A 24,160-nucleotide genomic window follows, 5' to 3' on the forward strand; every position below is an offset into this window, starting at 1 on the left:
GCGAGCGCCACCGCAGCGATGAATTAACGAGTGAGCTTTCATGCCCGCCGCCGCCCGCTTCAATGTACTCGCGCTCGTCCTTCGAAAGACGCCTACTGTCCATGGGATTGCGATACATCATCGGGAATAGCAGCGCGACGACGAAACGATGTTCGCAGCGTCCTCGGTGCTGCCCGAACCCGTATAGCGGGCCACGGCCGGCAAATAACGAACGAGCGTAGCTTCCGTACAAGCGGATGTAGCGTCCGCAATACGACCGGCCGATGAGAAAAACACATTGGATTGCTCAACCTTCGCAATCGCTCATCGTCTGGTAGAAGGGGGCGCTGGTTGAGCCGCCACGCGCCGGCACTACACTATCGGGCAAGCACGCGCCCGCTCATCGTTCGAGACAAACTGGAGACCACGTGAAATTCGATACGACAACCGTCCGGCTGGTCCTTGCCATCGCGGAGGAAGGCAGCATCTCGCGCGCCGCCGACAAGCTGAGCCTGGCGGTCGCGGCAGCGTCGCGGCGCGTGTCGGACCTCGAAGACCAACTGGGCGCGAAGCTCTTCACGCGCGTGCCGCATGGTGTCGAAATCACCGAGTCCGGCGTGAAGTTACTGGAGTATGTCCGGCAGATCGACAACCTGATCGACCGCATGGAGGGCGACGCACAGGCGCTCAATCATGGTCTCGACGGGCGCATCATTATCGGCGCGCCGAAGGCGGTCGTCATTCAGTTTCTGGCTCGCGAGATCGCCGCGGTCCAGCGGAAGTATCCACGTATAGCCCTGAAGATCGTCGAGGAAAACAGCAAGATCGTGCAGCAACTTCTGCGCGACAAAGTAATCGACGTGGGCATCTACGAGAAGAAAAGCGGCTTTCTGGATCTAGCCAGGTCGGCGTATAGAGAGGACCGGCTCGTGCTGGTTTATAGCCGTGCGCATTTCGAGTTCGGCAACGCGCCTGTCGGTATCGACGATATTCTCGACCTTCCCATTGTGAGTCTCGGCAAGGGTTCGGCAGTGCTGTCCGCTGTGCAGCGCGCCTACCGCAGCCGGGGCCGTCTGTTCCCGAATAATTACACCGTCAGCGGATTCGACACGATGCTTGCAATGGTCCGCCATGGCCTGGGCGTCGGGCTGATGCCGCCGGACGTGTTGCGGAGCTTCCATCCCGAGGAATTGCTGGCATGCGCGGAACTCGACGGCGAGTGGCCTCAACGCAGTTACGTGCTGTCGTGCGTCGAAGGTCATGCTCAGGAGCAAACGCTGCGCAACGTCGTGGCGGAATTGCTTGCCGGCGGCACCTAACCGAAGCATGCACGCGCGACGGTTTCGCGAATCGCGAAACCAGCCATGACGCAGCGATTCTTGCGGCGGCCCTCCCGGTCGGCGACAGTGGAGCCATCACGCGTAAGCGCGGCCCGCTTTATCCAGGAGAAAGCTCGACATGACGGAATCAAAACAGCTACCGCTACAAGGCATTCGCGTACTCGACGTGAGCCAGGTCATGGCGGGCCCGTTCGCCTGCATGATGCTGGCCGACCTGGGCGCGGACGTCATCAAGGTGGAACCGCCCGAAGGCGATCAGACACGAGGCTCGATGGGCTTCAAAATGAAGGGACCCGACAGCATGGGCTTCCTGAATCTGAACCGCAACAAGCGCTCGCTCACACTCGACCTGAAGAGCGACGAAGGCCGCGAGTTCTTCTACAAACTCGCTAAAACGGCTGACGTCATCGTCGAAAACTACCGTCCCGGCGTCGTGCAGCGTTTGCGAATCGACTATGAATCCATCAAGGCGATCAATCCGAAGATTGTCTATGTGAGCATTTCCGGCTTCGGGCAAAGCGGGCCATGGTCGTCGCGGCCGGGCTTCGATCTGATGGCGCAGGCTATGTCCGGCGTGATGAGCGTGACCGGCTACGAAGGCGGCAAGCCTGTGAAAGCCGGCGTGCCTGTGGCGGATATCGGCTGCGCGCTGTTCGCAGTGTACGGTCTGCTGTCGGCTTATATCGGCGCGCAGAGAGCCGGGGAAGGCCAGCATATCGACGCGTCGCTGTTCGACTCGATCATGGCCTTCTCGATCTGGGACATGTCCGACTACTGGGGCACCGGCGTGCCGCCCACGCCGCTCGGCACGAGCAACAAAATGAGCGCGCCCTATCAGGCGGTGAAAGCGCGCGACGGTTACTTCGTGATGGGCGCGACGAATCAGAAGCTCTGGACAAGATTGTGCGAGGTGCTGGATCGCCGCGATCTGATCGATCACGAGGACTACGCAACGGTGTCGCTACGCCTGAAAAATCGCGAGGCGATGATCGAAGTGCTGGAGCAGGAGTTCGGCAAGCGTGACAGCGCGCAATGGGTCGGCATGCTGCTCGCCGCCGGCATTCCAGCCGGCCCGATTCTTTCGTATCCCGAAGCATTTGAGAGCGACCATGCGCGGCATCGCAACATGTGCATGGAGATCGATCATCCGAACGAAGGCAAGGTCAGGAACATCGGCTTTCCCGTCAAACTGAGCGGCACGCCGGCGACGGTGCGCCGCCACCCGCCGCTGCTAGGCGAACACAACCACGAGATCCTTGCGGAAATCAACGGAGCCGAGTCATGAGCGAACTGGTCAGTCTCACCGTTCATCCTTCGGGCGCGGCGGAAATCGTGATCGACCGGCCCGAACGACACAACGCAATGACGCTCGATATGTACGAGTCGCTGCTCGCACTCGTCGCGCAGTGTGAGGTAGATAGCCGCGTGCGCTGCATCCTGTTGCGAGGCGCGGGCGGCAAGTCTTTTATTTCCGGCACGGACATCGGCTATTTCAAGGACTTCCGCGACGGGCGCGACGGCATTGCCTATGAGGCCTTCGTGGAGCGCGTGATCGACACCGTCGAGCGAATTGCCATGCCAACCATCGCCGTGATCGACGGCTGGGCGGTGGGCGGCGGTCTGGCGCTGGCCACGGCCTGCGATTTCCGCGTCTGCAGCGACGCTTCGCGGTTCGGCGCGCCCATCGCGAAGACGCTGTCGAACACGCTCTCGTCACGCAACATCGCGCGGCTCCAGGCCGCGTTGGGCACGCCGCGTGTGAAAAAGATGCTGCTGCTCGCCGACTATCTGACAGCCGACGAAGCGTTAGCCTGTGGATACGTCTACCAGGTGTGCTCGCCAGCCGCACTGCAAGAGGCGGCGCATACGCTCGCGCAACGGTTGATGGCGCTTTCGCCCGTCACGCAGAAGGCGGTGAAGGAAAGCTTGCGCCGCATCGTCGTCGAACAACGACTCGATGACGAAGACCTGATCGAAGAAGTGTATGGCAGCGGCCGTTTCAAGGACGCGGTGATCGCGTTTACGTCGGGCTCGTCAAAGCAATAGCCACGAAAAGCCGGGCCGAAACCGCTTAAAAGCGCCGCAGCAGCGGCGCTTTTTCTTTTGCGTGCGTCCGCAGATGACCTCTTGGCTTCGCCTCTTCGCCTCTTCGCCTCTTCGCCTCTTCGCCTCTTCGCATACGCAGCCAAAGAACTCCCGTTGTCGCGCCCAGGGTTTTCATCGACAAAAAATCCTGTTGCGAAACTTTTTGATGTCGTAGTATCCGCATTGACAACACATGTTGTCGGAAAGAACGAACGGACATCGCATGTTGTGGTTGCAACCTGCGGCCGCCAGCTATGTGGCAATGCGTCCTGGACGTCGTCAATCAATGCGGAGAGAAATAATGTTACGTCGTGCCTTCCTCATGTCTATCGTTGCCGCCGCCCTGCTCGGTACGGCCGTCGCTCGCGCGGACAACAAAGAACTTATCGTCGGAACGGACACGTCGTTCATGCCGTTCGAATTCAAGCAGGGCGACAAGTACGTCGGCTTCGACTTGGATCTTTGGGCGGAAATCGCGAAAGACCAGGGCTGGAAATACAAGGTCCAGCCGATGGACTTCAGCGGCCTGATTCCGGCATTGCAGACGCAAAACATTGACGTCGCGCTGTCGGGCATGACGATCAAGGAGGAGCGCAAGAAGGCGATCGACTTCTCCGATCCGTACTACGACAGCGGGCTCGCCGCGATGGTGCAAAGCGACAACACCACGATCCGCGCTATCGACGATCTCAACGGCAAGGTGATTGCCGCGAAGACAGGCACGGCCACCATCGACTGGATCAAGGCACACCTGAAGCCCAAGGAAATCCGCCAGTTCCCGAACATCGACCAGGCTTATCTCGCGCTGGAAGCGGGTCGCGTCGACGCCGCGATGCACGACACGCCCAACGTGCTGTACTTCGTGAGCACCGCCGGCAAAGGCAAGGTGAAGGTTGCCGGCACGCCGGTCAGCGGTGACAAGTACGGCATCGGTTTTCCGAAAGGCAGTCCGCTCGTCGCCACGGTCAACGCCGGGCTGGCCAGGCTCAAGGCCGACGGCCGCTACGCGACGCTGTACAAGAAGTGGTTCGGCTCCGAGCCGCCCAAGTCGTAATCGTCGTGACAGAACGCGCGGTGAGTCGCAGCGCGCGGCAGACGCATCAATAAGGAGCAGTTTGTGGAATTCGATTGGACAGTTATCTGGACTGCCCTTCCAGACCTGATAACCGGCGTGAAGCTCACCGTTTTCATCGCCTTCGTCGGACTGGTCGGCGGGTTTATCGTCGGCGTACTGGCAGGCATGTGCCGCGCCTATGGTCCGCTTGCGTTCAATGTGGTCGCGCAGGTGTACGTCGAACTCATACGCGGCACGCCGATTGTCGTTCAGGTGATGTTTCTCTACTTCGCGCTGCCCTTGCTCGCGCATTTGCGAATCGACGGGCTGACGGCTGCGATTATCGCCATCACGGTGAACTCCGGCGCTTATCTCGCCGAAGTCGTGCGCGGCGCGTTGCTGTCGATTCCGAAGGGGTTGATGGAAGCGGGCCTTGCAATGGGATTGTCGATGCCGCGCGTGCTGATGAAAATCATCGGCCCGCTTGCGTTCCGCCGCTTGATTCCGCCATTGGGCAATCAGTGCATCGTGAGTCTGAAGGACACGTCGCTGTTTATCGTGATCGGCGTGGGCGAACTGACGCGCAAGGGTCAGGAGATCATCGCGGGGAATTTTCGTGCGGTCGAAGTCTGGTCCGCAGTCGCGGTGATTTACCTTGTGCTGACCGGCGTGATGACGCTTTCACTGCGTCTCGTTGAAAGAAGGATGCGCATTCTATGAGCATGGTCGAATTCCAAAGCGTGTCGAAGAGCTTCGGCCATGTGCCGGTGCTCAAGGACATCAGTCTTAGTATCGAGAATTCGGAAGTCGTGGTGGTGGTCGGGCCGTCGGGCTCGGGTAAGTCGACGATGCTCCGGTGCATCAACGCGCTCGAAAAGATCAGTGGCGGCGAGTTGCTCGTGGACGGCCTCAGCGTGAAGGGCAATGCGTCTGATATTCGCGCTATCCGCCTGGAAGCCGGCATGGTGTTCCAGCAGTTCAACCTGTTCCCGCAGATGACCGCGCTGGAAAACGTGATGTTCGGCCCCATCCAGGTGCGCGGCGCATCGCGTGCCGAAGCACGCGATCAGGCAATGGCGCTACTCGACAAAGTCGGGCTCGAATCGCGCGCCAATCACTATCCTTCCGAGTTGTCCGGCGGACAGCAGCAACGCGTGGCAATTGCACGCGCATTGGCAATCAGGCCGAAGCTGATGTTATTCGATGAGCCGACTTCGGCGCTCGATCCCGAGCTTCGTCATGAGGTGCTTAAGGTTATGCAGGATCTCGCGACGGAGGGCATGACGATGATCGTCGTCACGCACGAGATCGGTTTTGCGAAACGGGTCGGCACGCGCCTGCTGTTCATGGACAACGGCGGCATCGCCGAAGATGGCGAGCCGGGCGCGCTGATCGATAATCCGCCGACGCAACGGTTGAAGGAGTTTCTGAAGCACGTGACGTGAATGGCCGGACGTTCCGGTTAGCCGAAGTGAACGCCGCTCGCGCGGCGCACTTCAACGGTAGCGCTTAAGCACAACTCAACCCGGGCGCAACTCAGTCGTAATGCCGATGCTTATGACGCTTCTTGCCCGAATGATAGCCGCGCGAGTAGTCGTCCGCGTAGGAGTTCGAGCGCGAGATGTTGCCGCCGAGCGCCGAGCCCGCGCCGCCGCCCACTGCCGCGCCGACCAGGCCGCCAGTGCGGCCGCCCATCGCATTGCCCGCCGCCGTGCCCGCGCCGCCGCCCAGCGCGCCGCCGATGATGGCGCCCGTGCGCTCGCGGCGATTCGACGTTACCGCACCGCCCGCGCCGCCGCCCACTGCGCCGCCGATCACGGCGCCAGTGCTGCCGCCGACCGCGCCGCCAACTGCCGCGCCCGCGACACCGCCGAGCGCGCCGCCCAGCGCGTTGTTCATATCGCCGGCCACCGCCGACAACGACGCCGCGCTCATGAGCGCTGCAACAGCCACAAATTTAAGGATTCGCTTGGACATAATAGGTCTTTGGTTTTTATGAGACGGCGCCGAGTATAACCGGCCATTTGAAAGGCCTCTGTAACCGCCGCACCGCGTACCGGTAAGACGTGTAACAAAACATGCTGCGCCGTCTCTCATCCCTTCCTGTCCGCGCCGCCTCAGCGCCTGCGCTTCTTTTTCAGCTCGATCGTTTCGAACAATTCGTAGTTCGCTGTCGGCGTCTGATCGGCACCCGGCGCATGGTAGTAGTTCATCGTGATCGTGGTCTCGCCGCCCGGATGGCCCGGATCATGATCGAACACGGCGATGCCGTAACCCGTGCCGGTATCGCGTTGTGCCGACCAGATCGCGTCTTCAACGGCGTCGGCGCTTGCTCGCACGAACGTGCCGGCAGTCGCGCCTGGCACCGGACGGTTAGGCCGCGTGAAAATACGCGCCTGCGGCAGTCCGGTGCCGGCATCGACACCGTAGACGTCGAGCGGCGCGCTCGTGCCGCCGCCGCCGAGAATCAGGTGGATCGTGCCGTGGCTCGTATCGAATGTCGACGCGCCCGCGGAGATCGCCGACATCACCGGCTTCGGCTGCAAGGTATCGACGGGGTGGCCCGTCGCGATGTCGGTGCCCTTGTTGTGATTGCAGCCGCGCACGGGGTAGCTGCGCTCGTAGTCGTGATCGTGGCCGCACAGTACGAGGTCCACGCCGTAGCGGTCGAACAGCGGCAGCCAGGCCTCGCGGATGCCCTTATCGGAGCCATTGCCGTTCTTCGACGAACTCAGCGCGTCCTGATGCATCTGCACGACGATCCAGTCGACGTCCTCATCTTCGGCCGCGTGGCGCAGTGTTTTCTCCAGCCAGCGCGTTTGCTCGCCGCCACTGTAGCCGCGCACATACAGGGACGTGCCCGCCTGGATCGGCGGATTGCCCGTGCTCGCGGCCGGCACCGGCGGATTCGGCCCGGCCACGAACGCGGCTGCGTCCTGATAGATGACGTCGTCGGCATCGAGCGAAATGAACAGCACCGAACTCACTCGGAAGCTGTACCAGCGCCCCTGAAAACGCGTGCGATTCTCAGGCAGCGTGTAACGCGCGAGATACGACGCAAGGCCTTGCTCGCCGTTATGGAATTCGATTTCGTGATTGCCGGGGCACGGCATCCACGGACGATTCGCCGCCGACGTCTGGCAGTTGTTGCCGAAGTCCCGCCACACTGCCGGCTGCTGCGTCGGGTTCAGATTGGCGTAGCAAAGATCGCCGTTTAGCAGATGGAACAGCGGTTGGAAGCGCTCGACGGCCTGCACGGCGAAGCGGCTTTGCGGCGACGACAGCACCCAGCCGGTATTCGGGGTCGCGAGGTCGCCATAGCTCGTCCAGCGAAACGGCGCGCGGCCTCGCGGCGCAGTGCGAAAACCGCCGCTGAAGGGCTGCGCCGCGTTGCTGTCGTTATCGGCACTGACCTCGTACTCATAGCTCGTATCAGGCTTGAGGTCACGCAGACGCGCGTGATAGTTGAACACGACCTCGCCGTTGAGGCCGTCGGTGTAGGTGCTCTGCACGCCATGCACGATACGTTTGGCGTCGCCCACGCGGCCGATGCGCAAATGCGGTTTGACTGCAGCCGCGAGCGATGCCCACGACACGGTGACTTCACTCGATGGATCGTTGCCCCAGGTCAGGTGAACCTGCTCGGGCGTGCCGTCGGGCGCGCTGCTCGCGGCGCGCGCCGCTGACAACGTGCTCGCGGCGGTAGCGAGACCCGATGCGCCGGCGAACTTCAGGAACCCGCGACGCGAAACGATGGAAGCGCCCTGATCGGCTGGCAAAGCCTTAGCGTTTTTTGTATTCGACATGTCTGTGTTTTGTGGGTAGGAAGGACTGGCGGCGTTGACCAGTGATCCTAGTCGCGAAACAGTGACAGTTGAATGAAAACGGCAGCGCGCTAACGCGTTGGCGGCTGCGGGCTATTCGCGGGATTGGTGTCGAATTTCGAAATGCTTTCAATGCCGCTTTCGGTCGGGAGCTTCAATAGTTCGGTCTCTATGGCGTCCGCTATGTTCTTCTCGTAGATCTGTTCGCCATTTACATAGACGGTAAAAGATCGCAGGTATTTCGCTTTCTTTTCGGGGTTCGCGATCGTGTCGCGCGTCCATTGATAAAGCGGATAGTTTTCGGCGCCAAGCCGTTCGGCCTCGTTCGCGTAGTCCGCGAAAGCGTCGTACTGGCATTTCACGGTCGCGTGATGCCGATGCAAAATCTCGCGAAGCGGGGCAAGCGCCGCGCCCGACGAATCGGCGCGCAAAGCATTGGCGAGTTCGGCCGAGACGGTGATTCGCAGCTGGAATTTCAATGTCGAGTCCACGTATACCTCGCTGTTCGAATGAAGACGGAGAGTAGCGCCGCGATTCAAAAGCGCAGCATACGCTTCCCGTTACTATCGGTTCGCGGACAAACCGTACCTCCGGTCTGTAAAATGAATGTTCAATGAACTCACGCAGCCACGCCCAGGAATTTCATGGATAACCCCACTCGTTCCGAACGCTCTCGCCGGGCTGCGCTTCAAGCGGCGCTCACCATCATCGCGCGCGACGGTCCGGGGCAACTCACGTTCGAAGCCATTTCACGCGAAAGCGGCATCAGCAAGGGCGGGTTGACGCATCAGTTTCGCACCAAGACCGATGTGCTGAAAGCGCTGCTGGAACACGACATCGAGCGCTTCGAAAACTTCTCGCAACAGTATCTGACGAAGGTGGGCGGCAGCACGCCCGAGGCCAATCTCGCGGCCGAAATCGCAACCATGCGCGAAGCGACCGAGAATCCGCAAGCCGGTGGCTTTGCCGTGCTGGCCGCGCTCGTGGAGGACCCGGCGTTGCTGTCCTCAACGTTTGAACTGAGCGCGCAGAAGGTCAAGCGTATCAAGGCGGAAGCGGCCGATCCGGACCTCGCGCTGTTGCGCTGGTCGGCGGCGAGAGGTCTTGTGTTTACGACGCTATTAGGGCTGTGCCCGCTTTCCGAAAAGGAGCGCGCACGTTTGTTCGATCGCCTGCTCGACGACAGCCAGTGGACCGCTGGCTCCAGCACTAAGCCCAAAGCACGCACCGCCCGCTCGCCGCGCGGCGAGAAGAAAGACAACGACGAGCGCTAACAACGCAAGCGCGCTTGTGCCTGGTTATGCCTGGTTATGCCTGGTTATGCCTGGTTATGCCTGGTTATGCCTGGTTATGCCTGGTTATGCCTGGTTATGCCTGGTTATGCCTGGTTATGCCTGGTTATGCCTGGTTATGCCTGCTTCGCGGAATGAGCAGGCAGCTTGTCGTCGATGCGCGCAATCTCGCAGCCCTGCACCGGCTTGCCGAGCAAAAAGCCCTGCGCGTGTGTACAGCCGGAGCGCCGCACGAAATCGAGTTGCTCCTGCGTTTCGATGCCTTCCGCCGTGGTCGGCATGCCGATTTCGCGCGCCAATGCGACGATGCCTCTCACGACTGCTGCCGATTCACGCCGATGCACGGACTCCTTGACGAACGAGCTGTCGATCTTCAGCTTGTCGAATGTGAAGCGCACGAGCGTGGACATTGTCGAGAAGCCGGTGCCGAAATCGTCGAGCGCCAGGCCGATGCCCAGCGCACGCAGCCGCGCGATATTGCGCCGGGTCACCGTGTCGTCGTTCAACAGCACGGTCTCCGTCACTTCGATATTCAGGCGCGCGGACGGCAGCCGCGTCTTGCGAAGCACGCCGGCGACGATCGACGCAAAGCTCTCCTCGCGCAATTGCACCGGCGACACATTGACCGCGACGGGCGCCTCGTCGCGCCACATGACCGCTTCCTTGCACGATTGCAGTAACGCCCATTCGCCCAACGCGAGAATGAGGCCGGTGCGCTCCGCAGTGGGAATAAACGCAGAAGGCGGCAGCTCGCCGCGGGTCGGATGCGTCCAGCGAATCAGCGCCTCGCGGCCAGCCACGGCGCCGCTGCCCAGATCGAATATCGGCTGATACTCCACGCGCAAGCCGCTGAACGAGCGCAGCGCGCCTTCAAGATCGCTGCGCAGCAGGCTGAGGCTTTCGTCGGATACGTGCTGGTCGGCGTCGAAAATCGCGTACGCGCTCTTTCCGCTGCGCTTCACCGCGTACAACGCACGGTCGGCGCAAATCAGCAATTGCGGCCCCGTCGACGCGTGCTCGGGATAAAGCGCCACGCCCACGCTGGCGCCGATATGCACCAGTGCGTCGCTCAATGCGAAAGGCCGCGCAAGCGTTTTGACGATGCGATCCGCCAGCACGCGCACATCGCGCGACGGTTCGGGCGCTTCTGAAATGACCACGAATTCATCGCCCGCAAGGCGCCCGACTATGTCGGTATCCGGCAGCACTTCACGCAATCGAATCGCGGCTTCCTGCAGAATCTGGTCGCCCGCGGCATGACCCAGGCTGTCGTTGATCGCCTTGAATCCGTCCAGATCGATCAATAGAACAGCGAACAATTCATTGCGAACCGACGAGCCGGACCATGTGCGCTCGAGCAGCAGGTCGTTGATGCGCGCCCGGTTCGGCAAGCCCGTGAGGCTGTCGTGATGCGCGAGGCGCTGACTGTTTTCGCGCGCCAGCAGCAGCGCAACAGTATCGCGATTGCTGCGCACCGCAACGGTCAGAAAACCGGCCGCGCAGAACGGCGCCTGAAACAGCAGCACGAGTTTGCCGGAGCCCGGCGACAGCGCCGCGCCAAAGCCTAGCAAACCGAGAATGAAGACAATCTGCAGCAGCACGAGCCGCGGCGTGCCCGCATTGCGTCCCGCCAATCCACCGATAACCCCGACCGCGCATACATTGCCAAGCAGAAACAGCGTCGGGTCTCCGCTGATATTGCACAACAGGCTGCCGAAGCCAAACAACGCGCTCCACAGAATGCTCGCAAATAGAAAGGCCGACGTGGGCGTCGGCAGGTCCCGGTTGCTGCGGCTGCAGCACAGCCAGATGAGTCCGAGACGCACCATCAATAGCGCCACGACGGCACTCGTCCAGCTTGCATACAGCAGGTTCGGATAGAGATAGTAAGCGGTCGCGCAGACGCTGATTTCGCAGATTGACGCGAACACGATTGAAGCCGTTCGCGTGAAAAGGTTGGCGAGAAGTATCTGCCGGTTCTCCGCGCTCAGGTTTTGAGCGGAAGAGACGATCCACCTGAAAAATGGAGACCTTGGTTCGCTAAAAGCCATGACCTGCGCATTTTTAATGGTTAGTGGATCGAAACAGGCAGCGTGTGGCCCGATTATTACGTAAACAAGAGTTCAAAGGTTAATTTGCCGGACGGCTTCTCTGGATCACCTTTCCCAACTGTTGGGCATACGAACAGCCAGAAACTCGGCCACTTTCGGGCTTTCGCATACGGGCGCCGACGATGTTCTCTATTTCCTGCTTTCATAAGGTTAACCCCGATTTAAACAGAAACCAACAAAATGGACATTCTGTCTGCGGCATGTAAACCAAATCAACCTGATTGACGCCGGCCGTTAAGGCCTGGCTTTCCCGCTGGCGTCTCGCGCGTGCCTGAAAGGAGAGCAATTTGGTCTTGGAACCCCCATGGCGCGTACTGGAAGGACGGCATGCAGAACGGCTACCAGGACGTCGGCTCATGGACATTCTTCAAGTCGACGCCGGCCAATCAGCGCGCTGCCGCGTGGCTCTATGCGCAGTTCGTGACGGCGAAAAGCCTTGGTGTGCCGCCCGTTTCTTTTGAGGCTTCCTATTCCATCGCCATCTCGACAAGCTTTGCCACCGTGTTCATATTGCGGGCCGTTCCCGTTTTCGCGGCGGGAATTTTTAGTTTCGTGTCGGCCATTCCGTCGTTGTAGTGCACGTAGATTTCGCGCGCGCCGAGCGCGATTTCTTCTTCGCGCTGGCCGCTGATGTGAGTGAGTGCATCGGCAGGTGGCGGTGCGTCGAGAAAAATCGCGACCGTTCTGTTCGGCGCGGCGGCCTTGAACGGATTCGCTGCAAGCACCTCCGTAAGTTCCGCACCTGTGCGCACCGCGACGCCGACCGGCTTGCCCGCGTATTGCTCGAGGCAACGCTCGAGGCGGCTCTTGACGGATGCCTCGGCAAGCTTGCTGTCGAATACGACATTGCCGCTTGCGATATACGTGCGGACATTGATGAAGCCAACGGACTCGCACATTGTCCGCAAGTCGGCCATGGAAAGTTTGCTGGTACCGCCGACATTCACGGCGCGCAGGAGAGCGACATATCGGGTCATCAGGTGAGTTCGATTGAGTGTTGAGCAGGAGCGTTCACATGAGCCAGGCGGCTCGCACAATCATAAACGACCCCATGCCGACCACGACAAACCCGATGCCTCGTGCCACGCGCTCACCGCGCGGCGCCAAACGTTCGAGGGTCATCGCCGCCGTCACTGCAGCCATTGCAACGAGGTCCATCACGCCGATCACGACGAGGACCGCCGTCAAGCCCGCACAGCAGTAGCTGCAATGCACGCCCAGGCGCAAGCCGTATCGCCACGCGGCGCTAGCGCGCGACGGCAATGCGTGAACGCGCCCCGGCGCCTGCCGGCAACAGCCGAGATAATGCGCCTTCCACGCGGTGAACTGCGACGCCCCGGCGATCACAACGACCACGCCCGCGATGATCGGAACAGCGCGCGAGAACGCGGGCATCTGCATTTCAAGCGTCGCCAGCGCGGCGCCTGGCGGAAACAAGGCCATTCCCAACGCAGTCCACACGGCGAAGTAACCGACTGCAACGAGTAGCGTGAGTCGACCTGCATGCGGCTCCCCTGCATGCCTCACGCGTTCGCCATAGCGCCATAACACAGGCGCGAGAGACGGCAGCATCATCGCGATCATCATCACGGTCCACATGCGGATGAACGATGCCGCAACGCGCGGCCAAGTTTGTCCGCACATGGGAGTCCACGTCATCGACATTGACCAGCCGCCGGGCATGGGCGTCTCGCCCATCGACGACATGGACACGCATGCAGCGATGGTGCCCACCGCGCAGAGCGCAAACAGCAACCCGCAGACGCCGTAGAAGACAGCGCGCGAAGAAAGCCGCGCGCCGATCACACGTTTCGCGAACTCCCCGCATCCGCTTGCGCGAACGAGTTCCACGACGCGCCTCAGCGCTGCTCGTACTCGTCGTGGCGGCGCCACCAGATGCCGGTCTCGTTGCGCCCCTTCGGCGCGCGGTCGAGCCATTGGTACATGCCCCACAGGCCGTCGAGGCCTCGCGCGAATGTCGAATAGGTGTGATACACCGCGCCGTCCTCGAGCACGAATGCACTTAGTCCGGGCCGGTCGCGCGCGTACGTTGACGCGTCCGTGCCGCATGTGGCCGCGAACTGTGCGACAGGCTCGGGAGCCGGCACCGCATCCATCGCATGACGACCGCGCTGATAGTTGTATTCGACGGTGCCCTCGCGCTGCTGCTCCTCCGTGAACGAGATGTTGAAGTCGAAGTTGAAGTCGCTGCCCGCCGACGACGCCCACGGAAACGTCCATCCCATGCGCCGCTTGTATTCCTGCAGTTTGGCGAGCGGCGCGCGCGATACGGCGGTCAGCGTCACGTCATGGTTGGCCAGATGAATCGAGAAGCCGTCGAACCCATCCGCAATCGACGAGCACGACGGGCATCCTGCCTTGTAGTCCGGCCCGAACATGAAGTGATAGACGAGTAGCTGCGAGCGTCCCCTGAACAGATCGGCCAGCGACGCGCTGCCTTGTTCGGTTTCGAACCGGTACGCCTCGTCGACGCGTACCCACGGCAGTTCCTGGCGTCGCCGCGCCAGTTCGTCGCTGCGCCGCGTCAATTCTTTTTCCGCGCTGAGCAGGTCGAGCCGCGCTGCGAGCCATTGTTCGCGTGTGCCGGTCGTATGTGTCGTGGTCATAGTTCTCTCCGTTCGGTTTCCTTCGTCGTTCAAGCGGTTTCGAACGACGTACTGGTTAGCGGCCGTGCTAGATTAGTACCGGGCTTTCGGACGGTGGGAGTGACAAGTGTGACGCGATTTCGATCAACATGGACCCGCTAATCCAGGCCGCCGCGCAGGCGCTTGCTGCGGGTGATCCGCTCGGCGCACTCAAGCGCGTCGCGTTGCGCGACGACGCGTCCGCACTCGCGCTTCGCGGCATCGCAATGGCGCAGCTCGGCGATTTCATTCGAGCGAAGGCGCTCGTGCGAAGCGCCGCGCGCGCCTTCGGTCCGAAACAAGCCGTGGCCCGCGCGAGGTGTGTCGTTGCCGAAGCCGAGATCGCGCTTGCGTCGCGCGATCTCGCGTGGCCCGCAAAAGCGCTCGGCGCCGCACGCGCGACGCTCGAAGCACATGGCGACCGCGCCAACGCCGCCCACGCGGGCTATCTGGAGGTCCGGCGGCTTGTTCTGATTGGCCGTATCGACGAAGCCGAAAGCACCCTCGCCGCGCTCGATCCTGCGCCTTTGCCGCCTGCCTTGAGGGCCGCGCATGAGTTAGTCGTAGCGGGCGTTGCATTGAGGCGCTTGCAGACCCGCACGGCTCGTGCCGCGTTCGCCCAGGCGAAGCAGGCCGCCCATGAAGCTCGCATTCCCGCGCTGATTGCCGAAGTCGAAAGCGCATCGCATACGTTGAACCTGCCCGCCGCGCGTCTGATCGCGCGCGGCGAAGAGCGGCTTCTGCTGCTTGACGAAGTGGAAGCGTTGCTGGCGTCGAAGGCGTTCGTAGTCGACGCATGCCGTCATGTCGTGCAGAAGGCGGACGCGGTTGCCTCGCTCGCGAGGCGGCCCGTGCTCTTCACGCTCGTGTACGTGCTCGCCCAAGCGTGGCCTACCGATGTGCCGCGGGACACGCTCATCGCGCGCGCATTCCGGGCGAAGCATGCCGATGACTCGCATCGCGCGCGTTTGCGCGTCGAGATCGGGCGGCTTCGCACGGTGCTTGGCGCGTTGGCCGATGTCAGCGCGACGCGGCATGGTTTCGCGTTGACGCCGCGTGACGCACGCGCGGTTGTCGTACTCGCGCGGCCGGTCGAAGAAACGCACGCGGCGATGCTCGCCCTTCTCGCCGATGGCGAGTCGTGGTCAAGTTCGGCGCTCGCGCTTGCGCTCGGCGCGAGCCAGCGCACCGTGCAGCGAACGCTCGATTCGCTCGCGGCCGCAGGCAAGGCGCAGTCGTTCGGACGTGGACGGGCGCGTCGCTGGATGGCCCCGCCCGCGTCGGGATTCGCGACAACGTTGTTACTCCCCACGCCAATCACGCTCAATTAGGATGACAGCATGAATCGATCAAACGCCACCATCATCCGCGAATACGGTCCTTTTCCGGGCGTGCAGCAAGTGGCTGGCGTCACCTATGACGGCCAGCATGTCTGGATCGCGACCGGCAAGACACTGAACGCTTTCGATCCGGCCAGCGGCGAGACGCTGAAGACAATCGAGGTCGCCGCCGATGCGGGCACGGCCTTCGACGGCCGGCATCTCTTTCAGATCGCCGAGGGCCGCATCCAGAAGGTCGATCCCACGACGGGCCACGTGCTCTCGACAATCCCCGCGCCGGGAGGCGGCAGCGCCTCGGGACTCGCGTGGGCCGAGGGCTCGCTGTGGGTCGGCGAACATCGCGAGCGCAAAATCCATCAAGTCGATCCCGAGACCGGAGCGGTGCTTTCCACCATCGAGTCGAACCGCTTCGTCACGGGCGTCACGTGGGTAGACGGAGAGCTGTGGCATGGCACCTGGGAAGACGATGCAAGCGAGTTGAGGCACGTCGACCCGGGCACCGGAGAAGTTCTGGAAAGCGTTGAAATGCCGGCTGGCGTCGGCGTGTCGGGACTCGAGTCGGACGGCAGCGGACAATTTTTTTGCGGCGGCGGCAATAGTGGAAAGGTGCGTGCTGTTCGCCGCCCTCAACGCGAGAGTGCCGACATCCGATAAGCGCCATCCACTCCGAGCCACGAACCGTGCTTGCATTTACGCCGCATTGCGTGCTTCGCGCCGCACCGCCTGCGGCGGCAGTCCGAAGCCGCGCATAAAGGCTTCGCGCAGATGGCGCCGGTCGCGAAAGCCCGTCTCTTTCGCGATTACGTCGAGCGGATGCCGGCTTTGTTCGATCATCAGGCGCGCTGCTTCAAGGCGCAGGCTTTCGATGGCCCGCGCCGGCGATTGCCCCGTCTCCAGCGTAAACACGCGGCTGAACTGACGCGGGCTGAGGCTGACCTTGTCCGCCAATTCATCGACGGTAAGCGGCCGGCTCAGATTTTCGCGTGCGTAGCTCAACGCGCTCTGGATGCGGTCGGACTTCGGCGCCAGATTGAGCATTTCCGAATGCTGCGACTGACCGCCGGAGCGTCGTTGATGCATGACGAGCTTGTGTGCGACCGAGCGTGCCACCTCCGCGCCGAGATCTTTTTCAACCATCGCGAGCGCCAGATCGAGCCCCGCAGTCATACCGGCTGAAGTCCAGACCGGTCCGTCGACGATAAAAATGCGGTCGTCTTCCACGCGAACATCGGGAAAGCGCTTTTGCATTTCGCGTGAGTAAGCCCAATGCGTTGTGGCGCGACGCTGCGACAGCAGACCCGCCTCCGCCACCACGAAGCCGCCCGTGCAAATGCCGCCGATGCGCCGCGCGCGCGGCCCCGCCCTGCGCAGAAACGCGAGCACGTCGGCGGGCGGCGGCGAGGCCAGCGGATCGTTGACGCCCGCGACGATCCACGTGTCGATCGGCCGGCGTGACTTGAGCGGCCGCGTGCTCACGCTCATACCGAGCGACGAACGCACCTCGCCGCCCGCCGGCGAAAAATTCTCCACGTGATAGAACGGCTCACCCACCACCAGGTTCGCATATTCGAAAACCGATTGCGTCGCGATCGCCATCACCTGGAAGCCGTCGCTCAGCAAATATCCAACGCGGTGCATGGCAATTCTCCGTCGAAGTCGTATGTCCTGAAACATGACCATATATGTCATTTGCGCCGTCGTCAAAACAGGCCAGAATTCCGTCACGCCATCCAAAAAATTTTGCCGCAAGGAGTAACACCATGACTGAAGCACACAAAGGCACCGCGCTGATCACGGGCGCATCGTCGGGCATCGGCGCGATCTACGCGGACCGTCTCGCGCGGCGCGGCTACGATCTGGTTCTCGTCGCGCGCAACCGCGAGCGGCTCGTCGCGCTCTCCAATCGCATCACGACCGAGACGCGCCGCGGCGTGGAGATACTCGACGCTGACTTGAACGACAAAGCGGGACTCGCCGCCGTCGAAGCGAAACTGAAGCAGGATGCGAGCATCACGCTGCTCGTCAATAACGCAGGCGTCGGCACGCATACGCCGCTCGTCGACAGCGATGTCGACGCGATGCAGCGCATGATCGACCTCAACGTGAGCGCATTGACGCGGCTCACGTATGCGGCGGTGCCCGGTTTCGTCTCGCGTGGCAAGGGCGCGTTGATCAACATCGCGTCGATCGTCGCGATCGCGCCGGAGGTCCTGAATGGCGTGTATGGCGGCAGCAAGGCGTTCGTGCTGGCATTTAGCCAGTCGCTGAATCACGAGCTGGCCGACAAGGGCGTTCAGGTGCAGGCCGTTCTGCCGGGCGCGACTGCCACCGAGTTCTGGCAGACGGGCGGCCTGCCGCTCGAAAATCTCGACAAGGCGATCGTGATGTCCGCCGACGACATGGTCGACGCCGCGCTGATCGGCTTCGACCGCCGTGAACTGATCACGATTCCGTCGCTGCACGCGGTGGAGAAGTGGGAAGAGTACGAAGGCGCCCGCCGCGCGATGTTCCCGCTGCTGTCGAGCAATGCGCCGGCGCCGCGCTATAAGGTGGCGTAACGACAAATCACCTGGCCGGCCGCCGCAGATCGTGTGCGGCCGGAAAGGCGCAGCGGGTGTCTCGTCAGGCGAGAAGCCCTTCCGGCGCTTTACGGCGTATAGCGACGGCAATGGCGCCGCCGCACCGAACCCTCATCACGCAGTCGGATGAGCGTGCCCGCTGTCGCCGCTCGATCGCGGCTCGTCGTATTCCCGCGATATGTCCTTGTTCGTGTAGTCGCCGAGTCGCGAAGCGGCGATCAGGCTGAGCACGCCGCACGCGAGCACGTAGCTCGCGATCGCATAGCCGGAATGGTAGTAAGCGAACAGCGCGGTCGCGATCAGTGGTGCGGGACCGCCCGCGATGACGGACGCCAACTGATAGCCGAGCGAAGCACCGCTGTAACGCAACCGCCCCGTGAACGATTCAGCGATCAACGCGGCTTGCGGACCGTACATCATCGAGTGCGGCACCAGCGAGAGCACGATGGCCACGAAGATCCACGTCGGATTGCGTGTGTCGACCATGGCGAAATAAAGGAAGCCGAACACGCCGGCAGCCGCGGCGCCGATCATGTACATGCGCCGTCGACCGATCACATCGGACAGATGGCCGAACAGCGGGATCGTGCCGAATTCCAGTACCGATGCGGCGAGGACCGCCGTCAGCAGCAGATTGCGCGACACGCCCAGTGTCGTCACGCCATACGTGAACACAAAGGCTGTGAAAATATAGAACGGCGCCTGTTCAGCCATGCGCGCAACGGCTGAAAGAAGAATGTCTTTCGGCTGACGGCGCAAGACTTCGAGCATCGGCGTCTTTTCGATTCTGCGCTCGGCCAGGAGCTTGGCGAAGATTGGCGTCTCGAGAATATTCAGCCGGATATAAAGGCCAATCGCGACGAGCACGATACTGAGGAAGAACGGCACCCGCCAACCCCACGTGAGAAATGCATTGCCGGAAATCTCACTCATGGCCAGCACGGCCAGGTTCGCGAGGAACAGTCCCGCCGGCACGCCGAACTGCGGCCACGATGCGACGAAGCCGCGGTGCGCATTGGTGCGTGCCCATTCCATCGACATCAGTACAGAGCCGCCCCATTCGCCGCCGACGCCCACGCCCTGAATGAAGCGCAGCACGGTCAGGATGACGGCGCCCCAGATGCCGATCGACGCATAGGTCGGAACAAATGCGACGGCAAATGTAGCGAGTCCCATCAGCAAGAGCGTGACGATCAATGTGGCTTTCCGTCCGATGCGATCGCCGTAATGGCCGAAGATCGCCGCACCAACCGGTCGCGCTATGAAGCCGACTGCGTAGATGAGGAAAGCTTGAAGTGTGCCGACGAGTGGGTCCGATTGCGGAAAGTACAGCTTCGCAAATACCAGACCCGTCACCGTGCTGTAGAGGAAGAAGTCATACCATTCGATCGTCGTGCCGATCGTGCTGGCGATGACAGCGCGGCGTAACTGGCGCCGTGCATCCTCGTCCGAGAGGGGCACCGCCCCTGGCTGTGTGGCAGTCATTTGGCATCCCCTTAAAAAGGGCGACATGTCGTATTGACCGCCAGCGCAATGAGAGGTTCCGGCGCGATTAAGCTACCCTCACTTCTCAACAGCGCGAAAGAGCCCTTTGAGTTTGTGTGGCTGACGCGGATGATCCCGCCGCACAGACCACGACTGACAGTCATATTGATCACACGAATAGACGTCGCCATCGTGGCCAGTAGTGAGGGGCCTTGCCGTGGACCTCGACGCGGCGTCCCTTTTTTGAGGCCGTGGGAGCCACGCCGTGCGGTCGGCGCGCCTGCGGTGAGGGATCAATCCCTTTCGGTGGCCATCTCGTGCCGGAGCTTTTGCCTTTGCGTCTGCCTGTCCATCTGCGTCTGCGCGCGCACCGCGATCTGACCGTGATTGATTCTGTTCGAAACGCGGTACACGCCGACAAGCATGAACAACTCCGTCGCAGCGACCGAGCAAGCTGTTCCAACACCACCCCACAGATAAATGCACACCGGCGCCTGCACCAGATGAAACACCGCGCCGTAGACGTAAATTCTCTTGAGCAACGATTGATTGCCTGACGCAATGATGGTGAGCATCACTTGCGTCGTCGTCATTCCAACGATTGCCGGTACGAAAACGAGGATACGTAAAATGCGGAATGTCTCGCCGAACGCCTCACCGAGAAACCTGCCGACGAACCACTCGCCGAGCGCCGAAAATCCCACCAGAATCAAAATCGCCGAGGCGGCAAAGGCGAGCGTGAATCGGCGATTGATCTTGTGAATGTAGTCGCGCTCGCCCCTCTCGAATGCGATGCAAATCTTCGGGAAGAAGGCCTGAATTGCGGGAGCAGTGCACGCGCGCAGTGCGTTAGTCAGCCGCTCCGCCGCCACGTAATAGCCGACCGCGCCCGGACCGCTGATCATCCGCAGCAGGATCACGTTCGCGTACACGTATACCGACGTGAGCGCCGAACTGAGAAAGATGTGATACGCGTCTCTGGCCTCGGCCAGTACATCCGACAAACCGATCTTGACGTTCAGCCGGATTTCGCGCTTCAAGATCAGCGTGATCGTGAGAATCAGGCCGCAGATGAAGGTCGGCGCATATTGCAAGGAAGCCGCCAGCATCACGTCGTCGCGGCTCTTTACGAACAGGAATAGCGGAATCAGCATGCCGACTCGCGTGAGCAGCAAGGTCGCAGCCAACGCCGGCAGTCGCTGCGACCCTTCGTAAAAACAGGCCGGCGTAATGACGCCGCCCCATATCATCAGCGAGCCCAGCAGCGTGGCGCCCCGCTCGGCGGGCGACATGTATCCGGCAAACGACCACGCGACCAGCAACCCCGAACAGAGCGTGGCAAGGATCGCCTTGCCGATCGTGGTCGACCAGTAGATGCGGTTCACGACCTCCGGCTGATCGAGATGAACCGCCACCTTGCGCGCGCTGCTCAGCCCGAACCCGAAGTCGACCACGACCAGCAGAATTTGTGCAATAGACTGCGCATAGCCGATCACGCCGAGTCCGGCCGGGCCAAGCACATGCGACAGATACGGTAACGTGATCAACGGCAGTACATAGTTCAGTGCGTAAACCGAGTACAGAGCAATGATTACGTTTCTCGTCGACCCGATTCGTCGCGGTTCCGGTTGCTCGTCACTCATATCCGTTCCGATGATTTCATATCAGCCCGCATGCGGCGCATCGCGCCTCAAGTAGAAAAAATCGAACAGGACACGAAGCAAGGCTCTGTCAGAACGATGTCGATCCGGTTATAGCGATCGTCCGCGGGATTCGCGCCGAACACAGCGCCTTTCACCGCATTGCCGATCAGGTTGTTGACGATCGTCTGGTAGCCGGCGTCGGCCGCATCGGTGGCGAAAAGAATCTCAGCCAGTTGCGCGTGACCTTCGATGGCGGCTCTCACCAGCACGCGGCCGGAAGAACCGCGCAGCACGTTGACGGTGGTCCGCGTCGTCTTCGGAGAAACCACCTGGTCGCCACAGTGCAGCGCCGAGGCCACGCCACCGCGCTCGAATGCGACGCCCAGATTGAGACTGCGGACCAGATTGGTATCCTTGCCGCCAGCAAACGAACCGCCGCCGGGGTAAGCCTTATTGAAGCCAGCAATCGAATCGCCCGAACGGTCGCCAAAATTGCCATGAATCGCGATACCGTCGAGCGGCGTGCTGCCCGACGCCGTCGAACTGCCATAGACGAATTGCGGGCCGTCGCAACCGTCGTTATCGTCATCCCGGCCATGCCGGAAGCGGTTGCCGACGATCGTCGCGCCCTGCTGATAATCGAGCTGGATGTGACAGCTCTGCCCGGCCGGCACTTCGACATACGAAGGGTGCGTTGGCTTCGAGAACTTCCAGCGGCCCAGCGACCCGTCGCCACCGCAGCCATTCCTGGAAAAGTAGTTGCCGCTCACCACTTTTCCCCAGTTGCCGCTCCTCATGCAGACCCCGGCGCAGCCATTGCGGTCGAGCACTGCGCCGACGATCAGCGATTCGGCCCCGAGAATGACGCCGTAACGCGCGTTCCATTCCCATCGTCCACCAATTACCTGCCAGAAGTTGTCGACCAGATCCGCACCGGCCGTATGGCAGAACATGCCGATGCAATTGATCAGCGACCCGTCGGTGTGGCCAGCGGAATGGAAACCGCGGTCGCACATGTATGCGTAGCAACGCTCAAGGGTCGACGTCACATTCAACTCGAAGCCCGTGTGCGGCAGTCCCACGACCGTGCAATGACGCGCGCCACTCGTTTTTCCAAAGCGTATTCCGACCGGCGTATTGCCAGTGTGCGCCGGGTAATTGGCCAGGTAGTAGATCGCGAGCGCGTACTTCGCGGGCCGCACCTGCAGATACTCGACGCTGCATGCCTCCCCCAGCGTCAGCACCGCCGACATATGACCGCCGGCATCCTGCCTCTCCAGCACCGTCGCAGCGCCCGGAAGATCGCTGATCACGGAATATTCGCCGCCGCCGTCGCCGCGCAATTTGGAACCTGCCGCCGTGGTCAATTCGCCCGTGTACCGCCATATGCCGCGCGGGAGATACAAGCCGCGCGCGCCGCTCGCGCAGGCCGCCCTGAGATCGGCACCGCAATCGTAGGTGCATGTGCCGCTCTGGATCGCCGCGATCTTGCGCGGATCGACAAACCGGGCGACGCTTATTTCCTCGCCCGCCGCAATATCGCTAATCGTCTTCAGATAGCTGGGCGTAGCCCGTTCCGCAAGCGGATGCTCCTGCCCAGGCGCCGCGGCCTGCGCAATTTTTCCGTCGTGCATCGTGCTCGCGCCCGCGAGCGTCTCCTGCTCGTGAGGCGTGCGGCCCGATGCACGCACGAGGCGAAGTTCGGCGACTGTTGCGCCGGCCCCGGCCAGGCCGCCGAGCAGGAACGTCTTGATCGCCTGACGCCGGGTATTCATCCTATCGCCCCCTCATTGAGTTCCCCTTCTGCTCACACGCAATGTTCGTCACTCCGCCGTCTGCGGCTGCTCCGACGCGGCATGCGCAGCGAGCATCATCGGCTGCGGCTTGGCCCCGCGTATCAGGCCCGCCACGCCGGGCGGTCTGAATAGCGGCACGCGGTACTTGCGGCTGAATCGCCAGAGGCTATTCATGTGACGGCGCGCGGCCTTGCTCAGCAACCCCGATGCAGACTCGCGCTGATGCTCATGCGTGAGCCTTGCGCCTGGCACGCACAGCACGCGATAACCGGCCTGCCATATGCGCGCACAGAAGTCGACGTCTTCCATATAAAGGAAGAAATGCTCGTCCATTCCGCCCAGGTCTCCGTATAGGCTGCGGCGCACCACAAAGCCCGTCCCCAACACCCACTCCGCTTCGAACGGCGTGCCCGCCCCCCACGCTTCGCGCATCATGTGATCGTCGATGCGCCGCTTGAACGCCTCCAGCCGACCCAGCGGCGAGCGTCTCCCGAGGATGTCGAGCAACGAATAGAAACGCCGCGCCGAGAACTGCCTTTCGCCATCGGGATAGATCAGATCGAGACCGACGAGTCCCACGTCAACCTCGTCTCTCAACAAGGTCACGACGTTTTCCAGCGATGCATCGACAAAATACGTGTCGGGGTTCAGCACGAGAACCAGGTCTCTCAAGCACCCTACCATGCCGAAATTTACACCTGCCGCAAAACCGCGATTGATCGAAGTCCTCACGAGGCGAATCCCGCCAGGCAGCGTCAGTTTCAAATGCGAGAATGAATTGTCCGTGGAGGCGTTATCCACCACGACAATGTCCTCGTGGTGAGCAATCGACGAATCAAGCACGGATTGCACGCAATTGCGCACCAGTTTCGGTGTGTTGTAATTGACGATGACCACGCTAAACATTCCTATCAAGCTCATTCCCTTCTCCTGCAAGGCATCAGGCCCTCGTGGAATTGCCCCCGGTGAAACTGAGCTTTCTTTTCT

At 61.7% G+C, this 24,160-nt stretch carries 22 protein-coding genes; 10 read left to right on the plus strand and 12 right to left on the minus strand.

What is annotated here, in order from left to right; translation table 11 throughout:
* Positions 1-407: 407 nt before the first annotated feature.
* From C0Z16_RS12045 to glnQ, 6 genes are all read left to right on the plus strand, one after another.
* Positions 408-1,298, plus strand: a complete 891-nt coding sequence (locus tag C0Z16_RS12045) for a LysR family transcriptional regulator (RefSeq protein ID WP_102632378.1) — start codon at positions 408-410, stop codon at positions 1,296-1,298.
* Between the two features lie 139 nt (positions 1,299-1,437).
* Positions 1,438-2,604 carry a CaiB/BaiF CoA transferase family protein gene (locus C0Z16_RS12050; protein ID WP_102632379.1) on the plus strand — a complete coding sequence of 389 codons (1,167 nt, stop codon included), beginning with the start codon at positions 1,438-1,440 and terminating at the stop codon, positions 2,602-2,604.
* On the plus strand, positions 2,601-3,365 hold the full coding sequence (locus C0Z16_RS12055) for an enoyl-CoA hydratase (RefSeq protein ID WP_102632380.1): 765 nt from the start codon (positions 2,601-2,603) through the stop codon (positions 3,363-3,365). The genes C0Z16_RS12050 and C0Z16_RS12055 overlap by 4 nt, the downstream gene beginning before the upstream one ends.
* A gap of 340 nt (positions 3,366-3,705) precedes the next feature.
* A complete protein-coding gene (gene glnH, locus C0Z16_RS12060; RefSeq protein ID WP_102632381.1) occupies positions 3,706-4,458 on the plus strand; it encodes a glutamine ABC transporter substrate-binding protein GlnH in 753 nt (250 codons plus the stop codon).
* A 63-nt stretch (positions 4,459-4,521) separates the two neighbouring features.
* Positions 4,522-5,178, plus strand: a complete 657-nt coding sequence (gene glnP / locus C0Z16_RS12065) for a glutamine ABC transporter permease GlnP (RefSeq protein ID WP_102632382.1) — start codon at positions 4,522-4,524, stop codon at positions 5,176-5,178.
* Positions 5,175-5,903 carry a glutamine ABC transporter ATP-binding protein GlnQ gene (gene glnQ, locus C0Z16_RS12070; protein WP_167403512.1) on the plus strand — a complete coding sequence of 243 codons (729 nt, stop codon included), beginning with the start codon at positions 5,175-5,177 and terminating at the stop codon, positions 5,901-5,903. Before glnP ends, glnQ begins: the two co-directional genes overlap by 4 nt.
* A 91-nt stretch (positions 5,904-5,994) precedes the next feature.
* Here the strand turns inward: glnQ and C0Z16_RS12075 are convergent, their stop codons facing one another.
* From C0Z16_RS12075 to C0Z16_RS12085, 3 genes are all read right to left on the minus strand, one after another.
* Complete coding sequence (locus tag C0Z16_RS12075) at positions 5,995-6,435, minus strand: hypothetical protein (protein WP_102632383.1); 441 nt, start codon at positions 6,433-6,435, stop codon at positions 5,995-5,997.
* A gap of 140 nt (positions 6,436-6,575) precedes the next feature.
* Complete coding sequence (locus C0Z16_RS12080; protein ID WP_102632384.1) at positions 6,576-8,264, minus strand: purple acid phosphatase family protein; 1,689 nt, start codon at positions 8,262-8,264, stop codon at positions 6,576-6,578.
* Positions 8,265-8,353: 89 nt separating this feature from the next.
* Positions 8,354-8,773, minus strand: coding sequence for a hypothetical protein (locus C0Z16_RS12085; protein ID WP_102632385.1), 420 nt, complete (start codon positions 8,771-8,773; stop codon positions 8,354-8,356).
* A 153-nt stretch (positions 8,774-8,926) separates the two neighbouring features.
* Here C0Z16_RS12085 and C0Z16_RS12090 point away from each other — a divergent pair, with 153 nt between their 5' ends.
* Positions 8,927-9,556, plus strand: coding sequence for a TetR/AcrR family transcriptional regulator (locus tag C0Z16_RS12090; RefSeq protein WP_102632386.1), 630 nt, complete (start codon positions 8,927-8,929; stop codon positions 9,554-9,556).
* A gap of 134 nt (positions 9,557-9,690) precedes the next feature.
* Here the strand turns inward: C0Z16_RS12090 and C0Z16_RS12095 are convergent, their stop codons facing one another.
* From C0Z16_RS12095 to C0Z16_RS12115, 4 genes are all read right to left on the minus strand, one after another.
* The gene (locus tag C0Z16_RS12095; RefSeq protein ID WP_102632387.1) at positions 9,691-11,625 is read right to left on the minus strand and encodes a putative bifunctional diguanylate cyclase/phosphodiesterase; all 1,935 of its coding nucleotides are present in this window, start codon (positions 11,623-11,625) and stop codon (positions 9,691-9,693) included.
* 527 nt (positions 11,626-12,152) lie between these two features.
* Positions 12,153-12,662 carry a DUF1697 domain-containing protein gene (locus C0Z16_RS12105; protein ID WP_102632389.1) on the minus strand — a complete coding sequence of 170 codons (510 nt, stop codon included), beginning with the start codon at positions 12,660-12,662 and terminating at the stop codon, positions 12,153-12,155.
* A 34-nt stretch (positions 12,663-12,696) separates the two neighbouring features.
* A complete protein-coding gene (locus C0Z16_RS12110) occupies positions 12,697-13,536 on the minus strand; it encodes a DUF2182 domain-containing protein (protein WP_244201223.1) in 840 nt (279 codons plus the stop codon).
* 8 nt (positions 13,537-13,544) lie between these two features.
* Positions 13,545-14,312 carry a DUF899 domain-containing protein gene (locus C0Z16_RS12115; RefSeq protein WP_102632391.1) on the minus strand — a complete coding sequence of 256 codons (768 nt, stop codon included), beginning with the start codon at positions 14,310-14,312 and terminating at the stop codon, positions 13,545-13,547.
* A gap of 128 nt (positions 14,313-14,440) precedes the next feature.
* Between C0Z16_RS12115 and C0Z16_RS12120 the strand changes: the two genes are divergently transcribed.
* Together C0Z16_RS12120 and C0Z16_RS12125 are read left to right on the plus strand one after the other, a co-directional pair.
* Positions 14,441-15,661 carry a helix-turn-helix domain-containing protein gene (locus C0Z16_RS12120; protein ID WP_102632392.1) on the plus strand — a complete coding sequence of 407 codons (1,221 nt, stop codon included), beginning with the start codon at positions 14,441-14,443 and terminating at the stop codon, positions 15,659-15,661.
* A gap of 9 nt (positions 15,662-15,670) precedes the next feature.
* Positions 15,671-16,324: a Vgb family protein gene (locus tag C0Z16_RS12125; protein WP_102632393.1), complete on the plus strand. Its 654-nt coding sequence runs from the start codon at positions 15,671-15,673 to the stop codon at positions 16,322-16,324.
* 36 nt (positions 16,325-16,360) lie between these two features.
* Here C0Z16_RS12125 and C0Z16_RS12130 read toward each other — a convergent pair whose 3' ends face one another.
* Complete coding sequence (locus tag C0Z16_RS12130; protein WP_102632394.1) at positions 16,361-17,308, minus strand: GlxA family transcriptional regulator; 948 nt, start codon at positions 17,306-17,308, stop codon at positions 16,361-16,363.
* A gap of 122 nt (positions 17,309-17,430) precedes the next feature.
* On the opposite strand from C0Z16_RS12130, the gene C0Z16_RS12135 reads away from it, so the two are divergent.
* Positions 17,431-18,228, plus strand: coding sequence for an SDR family NAD(P)-dependent oxidoreductase (locus tag C0Z16_RS12135; RefSeq protein ID WP_102632395.1), 798 nt, complete (start codon positions 17,431-17,433; stop codon positions 18,226-18,228).
* A 135-nt stretch (positions 18,229-18,363) separates the two neighbouring features.
* On the opposite strand, the gene C0Z16_RS12140 is transcribed toward C0Z16_RS12135, so the two are convergent.
* The 4 genes from C0Z16_RS12140 to C0Z16_RS12155 all read right to left on the minus strand — a co-directional run bounded on the left by C0Z16_RS12140 (position 18,364) and on the right by C0Z16_RS12155 (position 24,094).
* Positions 18,364-19,734 (minus strand): MFS transporter, encoded by a 1,371-nt coding sequence (locus tag C0Z16_RS12140; protein ID WP_102632396.1) that lies wholly within the window; start codon positions 19,732-19,734, stop codon positions 18,364-18,366.
* A 293-nt stretch (positions 19,735-20,027) separates the two neighbouring features.
* Positions 20,028-21,377 carry an oligosaccharide flippase family protein gene (locus C0Z16_RS12145; RefSeq protein WP_102632397.1) on the minus strand — a complete coding sequence of 450 codons (1,350 nt, stop codon included), beginning with the start codon at positions 21,375-21,377 and terminating at the stop codon, positions 20,028-20,030.
* Positions 21,378-21,424: 47 nt separating this feature from the next.
* The gene (locus C0Z16_RS12150; RefSeq protein WP_102632398.1) at positions 21,425-23,152 is read right to left on the minus strand and encodes a hypothetical protein; all 1,728 of its coding nucleotides are present in this window, start codon (positions 23,150-23,152) and stop codon (positions 21,425-21,427) included.
* Positions 23,153-23,200: 48 nt separating this feature from the next.
* On the minus strand, positions 23,201-24,094 hold the full coding sequence (locus C0Z16_RS12155; RefSeq protein ID WP_102632399.1) for a glycosyltransferase family 2 protein: 894 nt from the start codon (positions 24,092-24,094) through the stop codon (positions 23,201-23,203).
* Between the last annotated feature and the right edge of the window lie 66 nt (positions 24,095-24,160).

Source organism: Paraburkholderia rhynchosiae, assembly GCF_002879865.1.
Classification (GTDB): Bacteria; Pseudomonadota; Gammaproteobacteria; order Burkholderiales; family Burkholderiaceae; genus Paraburkholderia; species Paraburkholderia rhynchosiae.